The organism is Thermithiobacillus plumbiphilus (assembly GCF_038070005.1).
Classification (GTDB): Bacteria; Pseudomonadota; Gammaproteobacteria; order Acidithiobacillales; family Thermithiobacillaceae; genus JBBPCO01.
This window is the reverse complement of sequence record NZ_JBBPCO010000002.1, coordinates 166,668-180,357: the sequence shown is the minus strand read 5'-3', so window position 1 is coordinate 180,357 and position 13,690 is coordinate 166,668. Positions and strand designations below refer to the sequence as shown.

Sequence of the window (13,690 nt, the reverse complement as noted above, 5' to 3'; positions counted from 1 at the left end):
ATCGGACCCTTGCCAGAGACCCATCGCGGATGGGTCCTTTCGTGCACCATACGCATTGACAATCAATATCATTTAGATTTATATTTCTTCCATGGACCATGGAGGGAAACATGTTCGTCTGTCTCTGTCATGCCGTTACCGATAAGGATATCAAGCAGGCTGTCGAGAATGGCGCCTGCACCATGCGCGACCTGCGCAACGAGTTGCAGGTAGCCACCCAGTGCGGACGATGTGGCCAATGCGCCAAATCCTGCCTGAATCAAGCCCTGGCTGAAGTGGGCCAGAAACAGGACGCGGCCGCCTGATTCCCCGCCGATGCCCTGTCTCCAGGGTATCGGCACCCAGGGTGCCTCCAGCGCCCTGGCGCCTCACCGGCCCCGCAGTGTTGCTGTCCGATCAAATTAGCCGCGCCACATAAGCCCTGCGACGGATGCCTGGCCATGCACACCGGCCCTCGGGCAGGCTATGCTATACTGCTTGACTTTCCATCCTTGCGAAAACCAGGAGGCAGCCATGCAGGGCGACAAAAGAATAATCTCCTACCTGAACCAGGTACTGACCAACGAACTGACTGCCATCAACCAGTACTTCATGCATTACAAGATGCAGGACAACTGGGGATTCAAAAGCCTGGCGGGCAAGACGCGTTCGGAAAGCATCGATGAGATGAAGCATGCGGAGCGCCTGATGGACCGCATCCTGTTTCTTGAAGGCCTCCCCAATCTGCAGGACCTGAACAAGCTCAACATTGGCGAAAATGTCGAGGAGCAGTTCCGCCTCGATCTCCAGCTCGAAGTCGACGCCCTGCCCATTCTGCGCGAGGCCATCGAATACTGCCGGACCCAGCATGACGAGGTCAGCAAGGCGATTTTTCAGGACATCCTCGAATCCGAGGAAGAACACATCGACTGGCTGGAAACGCAGCTTGAGCTGATCCAGAAGATCGGCATCCAGAACTATCTCCAGTCCCAGATCTGATCATCAATGACCGTGGGCGCGCAGCACACCAATGGTGATGCCGCCCACGACAAGCAGCACGACCTGCAGCAAGGTGGATTTCAGCGCTGTTTCCCGGTGCATGCCGGGGATGAGGTCCGCCATGGCGATATATAAGAATCCCGCCGCACTGAAGCCCAGCACATACGGAATGACCGGTTCCAGATTCTGCAGCGCGGCATAAGCCAGAAAGGCCCCCAGCACAGTCGGCAGGCTCGACAGCAGATTGAAGATCAGGGCCCTGAGCCGGCTATAGCCACCGTGCAGCAAGACTGCAATGTCCCCGAGATCCTGCGGCACAGCATGGGCGATGATGGCTAGGGTCGTGCTGATGCCGAGCGGCACCGAGCTCAGAAATGCCGCACCGATGATGACGCCGTCCAGCAGGTTGTGAAAGGCGCCGCCGATCAGGATCAGGGGCGCGGCACTGCTGTGCTGATGACAATGGTCGTCATGACAATGGCGCCAGAGCACCATCTTTTCCAGCATGAAGAACACCAGCAGCCCCCCCAGCACACTCATGAAGACTACATGATCCTCCGCCTGCTCCAGGGCCTCGGGAATCAAGCCCAGGAGAGCGCCGGCGAGCAGTGCCCCGGTCGCATAACTGATCATGCCTGGCAGGAAACGATTGCGCTGCGCCTCCGGCAAGAGCAGAAAGAGGCTCGCGGCCAGCACGGACAGCACACCACCAGCCAGGGACCAGAAAAGAATGGTCAAGAACATAGGGTCTCCGGAATTTTTGCGCCATGCTACCTGATTCACCCGGTCCGGCATAGCATGCCGGCCAGCGCTATCGCACCGTTTTCGTCATAACGCTGTAACAATTTTCAATTAAGGTAGCCCTGCCCCTTCCCTGCCTGAAGTCATAGAGAGGAACACATGCGGACCACCTATGTCAGATTTGCCCTGTTCAGTGCTCTCGCTATAGGTACGAGTACACTGGTAGCCTGTATCCCGGAAGGCTCTCTTACACGCCTGGCCACCACCGCAAAGGGTGCGGAGTTCACCGGCCTTTTCCTCAGCCCCCAGGGCGATTTGTTTTTCAACGTGCAGCATCCGGATGCCAATAATCCTGAACCCTTTAATCATGGCAGCATCGGCGCCATCATTGGAGCCAACTTCAACCGTCTGGCACAGCAGTTCGAGCCCGTGCCAGTACCCAGCACCGACCTGGAGAAAAACCGCGTCAATACCGCCGTAGGCAGTTATCAGGTCATCGCCCGCGGGGGAGACACCCTGAACGGCTTGGTACCGGCGGGTCTGGGCACGGTGCTGGCAGCCGATGGCGTGACGCCCATCACCCAGTCCGATGACCCTGACATGAACACCTTCGTGCCGCTCAACGCGAAGGAAGGCTATCTCTTCACCAACTGGGAAGACCGCCCCGGCAACATGAGCCGGATGCGCATCAAGAAGGATGCCAAGGGCGTCTGGAGCGTGGTTGATGCCATGAATATCGACTTCAAGGGCGTGCAGGGCACCTGGGTCAACTGTTTCGGCACCCTGAGCCCCTGGGGCAATCCGCTGTCCTCCGAAGAACTCTATTTCGACGATACCAGCAAGTGGAACACCACCGACAAGGGTGTTGCCAACCTGCAGAAGTATCTGGGCAAGCTCCCCAACCCTTACCGTTACGGCTACATCGTCGAGATCACCAGTCCGGCTGCCACGCCCACGCCGGTCAAGCACTTTGCCATGGGCCGCTTCTCGCACGAGAATTCGGTAGTCATGCCCGACCAGAAAACGGCCTATCTCAGTGATGACGGTGATGGCACCGTGTTCTTCAAGTTCGTGGCGGACACCAAGGGTAATCTCTCCAGCGGCACGCTCTATGCCGCGAAGGTCACCCAGGATGCCGGCGTCACTGACCCGGCCAAGGCCGGCTTTAACATCGAGTGGGTGGAAATCGGCAAGGGCGATGAAGCCAAAATCGCGACCTGGATTGCCGATTACGACGCCAGCAGCGCGAACCCCGCGCCCAGCTACATCAGCGACGCCGACATCAATGCCTGGGCCGAGAAGAAGCTGAACAAGGATCTCAATGGCAACGGCACGGTTGAATCCCCTCTGCACGCCGACGACCGCTACGCCTTCCTCGAATCACGCAAGGCCGCCAAGGCCCTGGGTGCCACGGCCGAGTTCAAGAAGATGGAAGGTGTGAACATCAACTATGCCGCCGCCAAGAATGGCAGCGTGCCCTATGCATACATGGCCATGTCGGACGTCTCCGGCTTCATGGCGGATGGCACCGGCGCCATCAACGTGGATGCCAACAAGTGCGGCGTGGTCTATCGCATGAAGCTTGATGCTGGCTTCAACATCAGCCGCATGGAACCGGCCATTGCCGGGGGACCCTACGACAAGACCCTGGCCGAAAACCAGTGTTCCGTGGATAACATCTCCAACCCCGACAACATCCTCGTGATGCAGGATGGCCGGGTGATCGTGGGTGAGGACACCGGCTATCATGCCAACAACATGCTCTGGGTCTTCAATCCCCTGGGCGGCATCATCCGCTGATATCGAGCGCTGCACGGGGAGCGGGTATCCGCTCCCCTTTTTGCGTTGAGAGAGCATTCATGCAAAGAATCATCTACGCCGCCCTCCCCCTGATGGCCCTGCTAAGCGGCTGTGGCAATGACGCCAGGAAACCCTCCGCCATTGCCACAGCCGCCGCCAGTACTCCGGAGCGGGTCCACAATCTCGAAGCAACCGTACCGCCACAGTGCTACACCCGTACCCAGGGGCAGTACAATCCCTGCTACACCTGTCACCAGACCCGTCCCGAGGAGGAACATCCCAACCAGGCGGCGGATGGCCACCTGCAGGCCGCCTATGCCTTTTCGGATTTCGCCCTGGAAAACCACTGGAAGAACCTCTTTGTCGATCGCCGGCCAGCCATCGCGCGCATCTCGGATGACGAGATCCTGCGCTACGTGCGCCAGGACAATTACAGCCCGCTTGCCGCGCAACTGCGCGCCCGCAAGTGGCAGGGCTATGTGCCTGATCTGGCCAACCTGGCACAGGGCCCGTCAGCCTTTGACGCCCAGGGTTTCGCCAGGGACGGCAGCGGCTGGCGCGCCTTCAACTACAAGCCTCTGCCCAGCACATTCTGGCCCACCAACGGTTCCGCCGATGACGTGATGCTGCGCCTGCCCCCGGCCTTCCGCCAGGACGCGAGCGGCAAGCCGTCCGATGCAATCTACCGGCTCAACTTCGACATCCTGGAACTGGCCATCCAGGAACGCAGGCACATGAACATAGATCCCGTGGACGAGCGCACGGTGGCCTTCGACGTCGATGGCGACGGCCGAATTCAGGGGATCGCGCAACAACTGCGCCGACCCAGACACTATGCCGGAGCAGCCAGCAAGGTGGCGGTAACGCCCGCCTTGTACCCACAGGGTACGGAGTTCCTGCACAGCGTGCGCTATCTCGATCCGCGTCCCGATGGTGTGCAGGGCAGCGCGCGTCTGAAGGAACTGCGCTACATGCAGAAAGTGGCTTTCTATACCCCGGCCCAGCTCAACTACCGCTACGGCAACGAGCGCCAGGAAAAACTCGATGGTGACCTGCCGGGCTTCGTCAGCCTTGGTGACAAGGGGCTGAGCAATGGCTTTGGCTGGCGCATCCAGGGCTTCATCGAGGCCAGTGACGGGCAGTTGCGCCCGCAGAGCCGCGAGGAGCAGCTTTACTGCATGGGTTGCCATACCGCGCTGGGCAGCACCATCGACCAGACCTTCGCCTTCCCGCGCAAGCTGGCGGGCTCCAAGGGCTGGGGCTATATCGATCTACGCGGCATGCCGGACGTCCCGCAACGGGGTCAGCAAGAGGGCGAGATCCATCAGTATCTGGCGCGCGTGGGTGGCGGCGACGAGTTCCGTCAGAATGCGGAAATGCTGGCGCGGTTCTTTCGCCCCGATGGCAGGCTGGATGCCGGCAAGCTGGCGGGCAAGGACGTCTATCAGCTCATCACGCCCAGCAACGAGCGGGCCCTAGCCCTGAACAAGGCCTACCAGCTCATCGTGCGTGAGCAGAGCTTCCGCCTCGGTCGCGACGCCAACATCACCCCGATGCAGAACGTCTTCGAACGCGTCGACCCTGCCACCGCGCCCACTCTTTCCCCGGAGGAACAATACCGGGCGGACATCCGGCTGGACTGGAAATCCTGATTGAGAAAGGCCGCGGAAACGCGGCCTTTTCTGCACCCTCAGAGTTCGATCTGGGTACCCAGCTCCACCACCCGGTTGGTGGGGATCCTGAAAAAGGCCGTGGCGCTGGTGCCGTTGCGGGCCATCATGGCAAATATCTTCTCCCGCCAGAGGGCCATCCCGGGCTGACGGCTGGGGATCAGGGTTTCGCGGCTGAGGAAATAGGAGGTATCCAGCGGCTCCAGATCGATGCCGTAGCCCTTGCAGCGCTCCAGTGAGCGTGGCACGTCCGGGCTATCCTTGAAGCCATAGCGCAGGATCACACGGAAAAAGTTCTGGGGGAGCGGCTGGACCTCCAGATGCTCACGGGATGGCACATGCGGAATGCCTTCGGTGCGCACGGTCAGCAGGATCACGCGCTCGTGCAGCACCTTGTTGTGCACCAGGTTGTGCAGGAGCGCGTGCGGCACACCCAGATTACTTTGGGTCAAGAAGACCGCGGTACCAGGCACCCGCAGCGGGGGCTGTGCGCCGATAGCCCCCAGAAAGCCATCCAGGGACACCTGCCCCGCCTTGAGCCGCTCGAACAGGATCGCCTTGCCCCGTTTCCAGGTGGACATCAGGGTGAAGACCATCAGGCCCATTACCAGCGGGAACCAGCCACCGTGCAACAGTTTCACCAGATTGGCGCTGAAGAAAGCGAGATCGATGCTCAGGAACAGCCCGGCAACGAGCCCGGCAACCCACTTGTTCCAGCCCCAGACTGATTTGGCTACCACGAAGGACAGAATGGTGGTGATGACCATGGTGCCGGTCACGGCGACGCCATAGGCCGCCGCCAGATGAGTGGAAGACTGAAACCCGAGCACCAGACCGATGATGATGACCAGCAGGGCCCAGTTCATCCAGGGTACGTAGATCTGGCCGATCTCCTTATCAGAGGTATGCAGCACATTCAGGCGCGGGCTATAACCGAGCTGCATGGCCTGCTTGGTGATCGAGAAGGCGCCGGAAATCACTGCCTGCGAGGCGATCACCGTCGCCAGTGTCGCCAATCCTACCAGTGGATACAGCGCCCAGGACGGCGCAAGCAGGTAAAAAGGGTTCCTGATTGCTGCCGGATCGCTGAGGATCAGCGCACCCTGACCGAAGTAATTGAGCAGGAGCGCGGGCATGACGAACCAGAACCAGGCCAGGCGAATCGGTCGTTTGCCAAAATGCCCCATATCGGCATAAAGCGCTTCAGCGCCGGTCAGAGCCAGCACCACGGCACCCAGGGCGAAAAAACCCATCAACCGGTTCTGCTCAAAGAAATCAAAGGCATGTACCGGATTGATGGCCAGCAGTACCGAAGGTGCCTTGAGGATATTGAGGATGCCCAGGAGCGCCAGGGTGATGAACCAGACCAGCATCACCGGCCCAAAGAGCTTGCCCACGGCCGCCGTGCCCCGGCGCTGAAACATAAAAAGGACAATCAATACCGCGATGGTGATGGGTTCGACGAAGGGTTCAAAGGCGGGTGTGGCGATTTCCAGGCCTTCCACGGCGCTCAGCACCGAAATCGCTGGCGTGATGACGCTGTCCCCGTAAAAGAGTGCGGCGCCGAAGAGCCCAAGGCTCATCAGGATGAGTTCCCGGCGCGGATGGCGCTGCACCGTGCGCAGCACCAGCGCCATCAGCGCCATGATGCCGCCCTCGCCCTGGTTGTCGGCACGCATGACGAAGACGACGTATTTGAGCGAGACCACGATCATCACCGCCCAGAAGATCAGCGAGAGAACGCCAAATACGTTGGCCTGCGTCGCCGCCACGGCATGACTGCCACCGAAGGCTTCCTTGACCGTGTATAGCGGGCTGGTGCCAATGTCCCCGTAGACCACGCCGACCGCGCCGACCGCCAGGGCCAAAAATCCCGATTTATGGACTTCTTCACCTGTTTCGGGCTGATATTCCTGCCGCCCGGGCCTTGTCATGACATCCATCAAGTGCTCTTACCTGGCAAGTGTGGTCGCAGATTGTCGCGCAAGCGGCGCTGGATCACAATCGTATAGGGCAGATTCTCTTTAGAAGGCCATAAAAAAGGCCTGTCCGTGGACAGGCCCTTGAAACGACTGCAAGTCTCAGCCTTGCTGGATACCGGCAAGAAACCAGGTTGGCCCCTGGGCATTCTTGGGGCGGATGAGGTGCCAGGTTTCCATCACCCGTTCCGGGTTGCCTCCGACCTGTTCGCGAATCATGCCATCATAGCGCACGCTCGCCACCCAGCGATCTCCCTCCTCGGCCAGATCCAGCAACTGGGCATCCAGGCTCAGGATCTCGGTGACATTGCGGTCATCGCCCTGCTCCTGGATCTGCGCGCTCAGTTCGCCAAACATTTCCGGCGTGGTGAAACGACGCAGGTCATTGAGATCCCTGGCATCCCAGTCCGCCTGCAGGCGATTAAAAGCGGCCTTGGCGCCATGCAGGAACTCTGCCTCATCAAAGCCGGCCGGCTGATTGCCCGTGACGCCGCCACCATACGCGGCGCCTGCCTGAGCAGGCTCGAGCACGTCCTGCTGCGGTTGGTAGGCAGGCTGATTGTTCATCCCGGCATAGGCCATGCCCTGCTGGCCCTGGCTGGCCGGGCTGTGTTTCCGGCGCATGGCCCTGACAATCAGGAATACCACCAGGGCAATGCCCAGCAGGACCGCGATATCAAAGAAATTGATATTGTCAAAGCCGCCGCCGAAGAGCAGCGCGCCCAGAAGGCCACCAGCGGCAAGCCCTGCCAGGGCACCGCCCCAGCCAAAGCCGCGCCTCGGCGCCTGCGGCGCCATGCCCGGTGCAGCGCGGGCGGGAGCCCCGGGTGCGACGCTCGGCGGCGTGGCCGGACGGCTGGGTGCCTCAATGGAACGCTGCATGCCCATGCTGCGCCCGCCGCCCATACGCTTGGCTTCCGCATCGATGGCGCCGAGCGAGAAGCTCATCAGCAACACGCCCAAAAACATCCAAAACTTTTGCATGACATTCCCTCCTGGATACATATGAATATTAGACCTTTTTTATCGTCCTGGATTCCTCAGGCGGGTAATTCGTCCAGACTGCTGGACTGGTGCTGGATGAGTTCGATCTTGTAGCCATCCGGATCTTCGACAAAGGCAATGACCGTGCTGCCATGCTTCATGGGCCCGGCCTCGCGCACCACCCGGCCACCGCGACGGCGGATTTCATCACAGGCAGCATAGGCGTCATCCACCTCGATCGCAATGTGGCCAAAGGCATTGCCCATCTCATAGGACTCGACGTCCCAGTTATGGGTGAGTTCGATCACCGCCGTCTCCGACTCCGCCCCAAAACCGACAAAGGCCAGGGTGAACTTACCTTCGGGATAGTCCTTGCGCCGCAACAGCCGCATGCCGAGTACTTCGGTATAAAAAGCGAGCGAGCGCTCCAGATCGACGACGCGCAACATGGTGTGCAGAATTCGCATGAGCTTTCTCCCTTTGCTGATTCGGTCAGACCGGAATGCCCGACCCGCCGCACTGTCCGTAACTGCAGGTGTAATCCAGCAATTCCGTGACCTCGATGTCGAAGCTGGCATTCTCCGGCACATGGAAAGTGTCGCCGGTCTGGATCTCGTGCCACTCGGTGTCATCGGCCAGTTTGTATCTGCCCCTGCCCGCGAGTATCTGCATCTGCTCGGGGGCAGCGGTGGAAAAGCGGTAGACGCCGGGCAGGATGATGCCGAGCGTCTTCATCTCGCCCTCGGCGGTGATCACCGTGCGCGAGGTGCACTGGCCGTTGTGATAGACATTGGCCTTCTTGACGATATGCGCGCCTGAGAAACGATCGTCCATGGCTTACCCCTGCAAACGTTTGGCGATGCGCATGCGCAGCGCGTTGAGCTTGATGAATCCGGCGGCGTCGGCCTGGTCATAGGCGCCGAAGTCCTCCTCGAAGGTCGCAATATGCGGATCGAAGAGGCTCTTGTCGGACTTGCGCCCGACCACGCTGACGTTGCCCTTGTAGAGCTTCAGGCGCACCGTGCCCGTGACCTTCGCCTGCGATGCATCGATCATCTGCTGGATCATGCGCCGCTCCGGCGACCACCAGTAGCCGTTGTAGATCAGACTGGCATAACGCGGCATGAGTTCGTCTTTCAGGTGCGCGACCTCGCGATCCAGGGTCAGGGACTCGATGGCGCGGTGGGCGGTCAGCAGGATGGTACCGCCAGGGGTCTCGTAGACGCCGCGCGATTTCATGCCAACGTAACGGTTCTCGACCAGATCCAGCCGGCCGATGCCATTCTCGCCGCCGAGCTGGTTGAGTCGAGCCAGCAGGTTGGCCGGCGACAGGCGCTCGCCATCGATGGCCACGGCGTCGCCCTGCTCGAAATCGATCTCGACATAGCTCGCCTTGTCCGGCGCCTGTTCGGGGCTCACCGACATCACGAACATGTCCTCGTTGGGCTCAACCCAGGGGTCTTCCAGCACCTGGCCCTCGAAGGAGATGTGCAGCAGGTTGCGGTCGGTGGAGTACGGACTGTCGCCGCGCTTGTTGCGGGCCACAGGAATGCCGTGGGTATCGGCATAAGCCAGCAGCTTCTCGCGGGAATTCAGGTCCCATTCGCGCCAGGGCGCGATGACCTTGATGTTGGGCTCCAGGCCATAGTAGCCCAGCTCGAAGCGCACCTGGTCATTGCCCTTGCCGGTGGCGCCGTGGGACACGGCATCGGCCCCGACCTGGCGGGCGATCTCGATCTGGCGCTTGGCGATCAGGGGACGCGCGATGCTGGTGCCGAGCAGATACACGCCCTCATAGAGCGTATTGGCGCGGAACATCGGGAAGACGAAGTCACGGACGAACTCTTCCTTGAGATCATCGATGAAGATCTCCTTCACGCCGAACTGCTTTGCCTTTTCGCGCGCCGGTTCCAGCTCCTCGCCCTGGCCGATGTCGGCGGTGAAGGTCACCACCTCGCAGCCATAGGTATCCTGCAGCCACTTCAGAATGATTGAGGTATCAAGACCTCCCGAATAGGCCAGCACCACTTTCTTGATGTCACTCATCGCCATCTCCGCTTACGATTCCCGCTGTTACTGCTGTTTCAAGAGAAATTCCACCAGGGCCTTCTGAGCATGCAGCCGGTTCTCGGCCTCCGCCCAGACCACGCTCTGCGGCCCGTCGATCACCTCCGCCGTGACCTCCTCGCCGCGATGGGCCGGCAGGCAATGCATGAAGACGGCCTCCGGGCTGGCCTGGGCCATCAGTTCGGCATTGACCTGATAGGGCGCAAAGGCCATGAGACGCTCAGCCGCCTCCTCCTCCTGACCCATGCTGGTCCACACATCCGTGACGATCAGGTCGGCGCCGTTCACGGCCTTGCGCGGATCGGATTCCAGCACGACGGCATCAGCGGCCGCAGCGAGAATTGCCGCATCGGGCTGATAAGCGGCAGGCGTGCTGACCCGCAGGGTGAATCCCATGAGGCTGGCGGCCTCCATCCAGGAATGCGCCATGTTGTTCGCGCCATCACCCAGATAGGCCACCACCCGGCCGCGTAGCTCGCCACGTTGCTCCATGAAGGTCATCAGATCCGCGAGCAGCTGGCAGGGATGATGCAGATCGGTCAGGCCATTGATCACCGGCACCCGCGACTCGGCGGCAAAGCGCACGATGTTGTCATGCGCAAAGGTCCGCACCATGACGATGTCCACCATGCGCGAGAGCACCCGGGCGGTATCCTCGATGGGCTCGCCGCGACCGAGCTGGGTATCACGCGGCGACAGAAAGAGCGCATGTCCGCCGAACTGCGCCATGCCAACCTCGAAGGATACGCGGGTACGTGTCGAGGCCTTGTCGAAGATCATGGCCAGGGTACGGCCGGAAAACGGAGTGTACACGACCCCTTCGCGCTGCATGGCCTTGAGCGCCATGGCGCGGTGCAGCAATCGTTCCAGCTCGGCAGGCGACAGATCGCGCAGGGTCAGAAAATGGCGAATGTTCATAAGCCCTCCTCCAAAAGCTCGCCCAGCCGGTCCACCAGCAGGTCGGCCTCGGATGCAGAGAAAATCAGGGGCGGCAGGAGACGGATCACCCGCTCGGCGGTCACATTAATCAGGATGCCCTTGTCCAGGGCACGGCGAACCAGTGTCGGGGCGGGATCCGACAGATCGATGCCGATCATCAGGCCCTGGCCACGAATGGTCCGCACCATGGGCAATTGGCCCAGTCGTTCGCGCAGCCGCGACTGCAGATAGTCACCCATCTGCCGGGCATGATTTGGCAAACCTTCCTGTTCCAGGGTGTCCAGCACGGCGCCTGCGGCCGCCATGGCAAGCTGTCCGCCACCAAAGGTTGAACCGTGGCGGCCCGGTCCGAAGAGCCGCGCCACGTTTTCCCGGGCCAGCAGGGCGCCCACCGGTAGGCCATTGCCAAGCCCCTTGGCGAGACTCATCACGTCCGGCAGCAGACCCTCATAGTGCTGGAAGGCAAAGTAATGGCCGGTACGGCCAATGCCGGTCTGCACCTCATCGAGCATCAGCAGCCAGCCCTGGGCATCGCACAGCGCACGCAAGCCCGGCAGGAAGCCCGCCGAGGGCACCCGCAGCCCGCCCTCGCCCTGCACCGGCTCCACCAGCACGGCAACGATGTCCGGCTCGGTCCGCGCAATATCTTCCAGGGCGGCGAGATCGTCATAGGGGCAGCGCACGAAACCTGACACCAGCGGCTCGAAACCCTGCTGAATTTTTGCATTGCCGGTCGCGCTCAGGGTCGCGAGCGTACGGCCGTGAAAGCTACTCTCGAAGACGACGATCTTCGGTTCGGCCAGCTGCCGGACCTCATGACCATACAAGCGCGCCAGCTTGATGGCCGCTTCGTTGGTCTCGGCGCCGCTATTGCAGAAGAACACCTGATCCAGCCCCGACAGGCGCGCCAGCTTGTCCGCGACCCCAGCCTGCAAGGGCATCTGGTAGAGGTTGGAGGTATGCAGCAGGGTATGCGCCTGCCTGGAAATGGCCTCGGCCACGGCCGGATGCGCGTGCCCCAGCCCACAGACGGCAATGCCGGACAGGGCATCGAGATAGCGCCTGCCCGCCTCGTCCCAGAGCCAGGCACCTTCGCCGCGCACAAAGGCCACCGGCAGCCGGGCATAGGTATGCATCAGGTGATCGGTCGTCATAAGTCAGACTCTGTGTTCGCCACAAAAATAAAAAACGGCCCCCGGCGGGGACCGTGTTCCCGGACAGTGTAACGCAACTACAGCAGCTTTTTCACCGCATCGAGAGCAGCCGCGTAATTCGGATGCTGGGTCAGCTCCGGCACATACTCGACGTAGCTGATGCGATCCCCTGCATCGATCACGAAAACGGCGCGGTGATCCAGGCCGTGTTCCTTGATATATACGCCATATTTATACCCGAAGTCATTATCTTTGTAATCAGAGAGAAAGGTCACGTTCCGCATGCCATTGACCTCGCGAAAGCGGGTCTGTGCAAAGGGCAGGTCCTGGGAAATGACGATCACCGCCACATCGAGATCGCTGACCGCTTCATTGAAGCGGGCGGCCTGTTTGGCACATACCGGGGTATCGAGCGAGGGCACCGAGGAAATCAGGCGCGGGCGGCCGGCCCAGCGATCACTGCTGATGTCCTCCAGCCCACTGCGGGCCGTGAACACCGGGGCCACATCTCCCACCTGCAGCGCGGGGCCGAGCAGAGTGATGGGCGTGCCCTGCAAGGTCACTTCATTCGCGCGTTCCTGCATGTATGCCTCCTCCTTGCGTTTGCCGATAAGCCTTTCTCAGCGAGAACGCCATTCTACACTGCTCAAAATGAGGGTACAGTACTTCTTTCGCGTTGCCAGCCGAAAGGGGGACTCCTATAATACCCAAGCATTTTTTATCGGCTATTCACCCCCCCGGAGGTCAGCATGTTTGAATATCCCGTACGAGAAGAACTGAAGCCCAGTGGTCTGGACGGTATCTCCGATGAGCAGATCGAGGAACATTGGGGCCTTTACAAGGGCTATGTGGCCCAGAGCAATGCCCTGCGCAAGGAACTGGCTGACCTGCGCGCCAACGGCCAGGGCGGTGGCATGGGCTTCGCTGACCGTCGTCGGCGCTATGGCTTCGAATACAACGGCATGGTCCTGCACGAGTTCTACTTCCAGAACCTGAAAGCCGGCGTCAGCTGTGATACCAGCAGCGGCTTTCATCAGGCCGTCAGCGAGCAGTTCGGCAGCTTCGATGCCTGGAAGGAAGACTTCGCCAATACCGGAAAGACCCGCGGCATCGGCTGGGCCATTGCCTATTTCGACCCTCTGACCGGACAGATCACCAACAACTTCGTGCAACTGCATGAAGACGGCAACGTCGCCAGCTTCCAGCCGCTGGTCATCATGGATGTCTGGGAACACGCCTACATGCGCGACCAGAATGCCCTGGGTCGTCCGGCCTATATCGAGGCCTTCATGAAAAACGTCAACTGGGACGTGGTGGAACAGCGCTTCCAGGCCGCCAAGCGCGGTGAGGTGCTGAAGCGCTTCTAGGCTTCCTCGCA

Annotated in this window: 14 protein-coding genes; 5 read left to right on the top strand and 9 right to left on the bottom strand. The window is 60.8% G+C overall.

The features are described 5' to 3' along the window. Positions 1 to 110 precede the first annotated feature (110 nt). Together WOB96_RS02945 and bfr are read left to right on the top strand one after the other, a co-directional pair. On the top strand, positions 111 to 305 hold the full coding sequence (locus tag WOB96_RS02945) for a (2Fe-2S)-binding protein (RefSeq protein WP_341369781.1): 195 nt from the start codon (positions 111 to 113) through the stop codon (positions 303 to 305). Between the two features lie 208 nt (positions 306 to 513). Beyond that, a complete protein-coding gene (gene bfr / locus WOB96_RS02940) occupies positions 514 to 978 on the top strand; it encodes a bacterioferritin (protein ID WP_341369780.1) in 465 nt (154 codons plus the stop codon). A 3-nt stretch (positions 979 to 981) separates the two neighbouring features. Here the strand turns inward: bfr and WOB96_RS02935 are convergent, their stop codons facing one another. Continuing rightward, entirely contained in the window at positions 982 to 1,722 is a 741-nt protein-coding gene (locus WOB96_RS02935) for a ZIP family metal transporter (RefSeq protein ID WP_341369779.1), read from the bottom strand. A 156-nt stretch (positions 1,723 to 1,878) separates the two neighbouring features. Between WOB96_RS02935 and WOB96_RS02930 the strand changes: the two genes are divergently transcribed. Then, positions 1,879 to 3,519: a PhoX family protein gene (locus tag WOB96_RS02930; RefSeq protein WP_341369778.1), complete on the top strand. Its 1,641-nt coding sequence runs from the start codon at positions 1,879 to 1,881 to the stop codon at positions 3,517 to 3,519. A 59-nt stretch (positions 3,520 to 3,578) separates the two neighbouring features. Beyond that, the gene (locus tag WOB96_RS02925; protein ID WP_341369777.1) at positions 3,579 to 5,171 is read left to right on the top strand and encodes a hypothetical protein; all 1,593 of its coding nucleotides are present in this window, start codon (positions 3,579 to 3,581) and stop codon (positions 5,169 to 5,171) included. Between the two features lie 38 nt (positions 5,172 to 5,209). Here the strand turns inward: WOB96_RS02925 and WOB96_RS02920 are convergent, their stop codons facing one another. From WOB96_RS02920 to tpx, 8 genes are all read right to left on the bottom strand, one after another. Next, entirely contained in the window at positions 5,210 to 7,132 is a 1,923-nt protein-coding gene (locus WOB96_RS02920; RefSeq protein ID WP_341369776.1) for a potassium transporter Kup, read from the bottom strand. Positions 7,133 to 7,270: 138 nt separating this feature from the next. Further along, on the bottom strand, positions 7,271 to 8,152 hold the full coding sequence (locus tag WOB96_RS02915; RefSeq protein ID WP_341369775.1) for a Tim44 domain-containing protein: 882 nt from the start codon (positions 8,150 to 8,152) through the stop codon (positions 7,271 to 7,273). Between the two features lie 56 nt (positions 8,153 to 8,208). Next, a complete protein-coding gene (gene gloA, locus WOB96_RS02910; protein WP_341369774.1) occupies positions 8,209 to 8,619 on the bottom strand; it encodes a lactoylglutathione lyase in 411 nt (136 codons plus the stop codon). 25 nt (positions 8,620 to 8,644) lie between these two features. Beyond that, the gene (ppnP, locus tag WOB96_RS02905; RefSeq protein WP_341369773.1) at positions 8,645 to 8,986 is read right to left on the bottom strand and encodes a pyrimidine/purine nucleoside phosphorylase; all 342 of its coding nucleotides are present in this window, start codon (positions 8,984 to 8,986) and stop codon (positions 8,645 to 8,647) included. A gap of 3 nt (positions 8,987 to 8,989) precedes the next feature. After that, a complete protein-coding gene (locus tag WOB96_RS02900; protein ID WP_341369772.1) occupies positions 8,990 to 10,198 on the bottom strand; it encodes an argininosuccinate synthase in 1,209 nt (402 codons plus the stop codon). Positions 10,199 to 10,225: 27 nt separating this feature from the next. Then, positions 10,226 to 11,137, bottom strand: a complete 912-nt coding sequence (gene argF, locus WOB96_RS02895; protein WP_341369771.1) for an ornithine carbamoyltransferase — start codon at positions 11,135 to 11,137, stop codon at positions 10,226 to 10,228. Then, entirely contained in the window at positions 11,134 to 12,312 is a 1,179-nt protein-coding gene (locus WOB96_RS02890; RefSeq protein ID WP_341369770.1) for an aspartate aminotransferase family protein, read from the bottom strand. Before WOB96_RS02890 ends, argF begins: the two co-directional genes overlap by 4 nt. Before the next feature lie 77 nt (positions 12,313 to 12,389). Then, complete coding sequence (tpx, locus tag WOB96_RS02885; protein WP_341369769.1) at positions 12,390 to 12,896, bottom strand: thiol peroxidase; 507 nt, start codon at positions 12,894 to 12,896, stop codon at positions 12,390 to 12,392. Positions 12,897 to 13,061: 165 nt separating this feature from the next. Between tpx and WOB96_RS02880 the strand changes: the two genes are divergently transcribed. Further along, positions 13,062 to 13,679: a superoxide dismutase gene (locus WOB96_RS02880; RefSeq protein WP_341369768.1), complete on the top strand. Its 618-nt coding sequence runs from the start codon at positions 13,062 to 13,064 to the stop codon at positions 13,677 to 13,679. Positions 13,680 to 13,690: the final 11 nt, after the last annotated feature.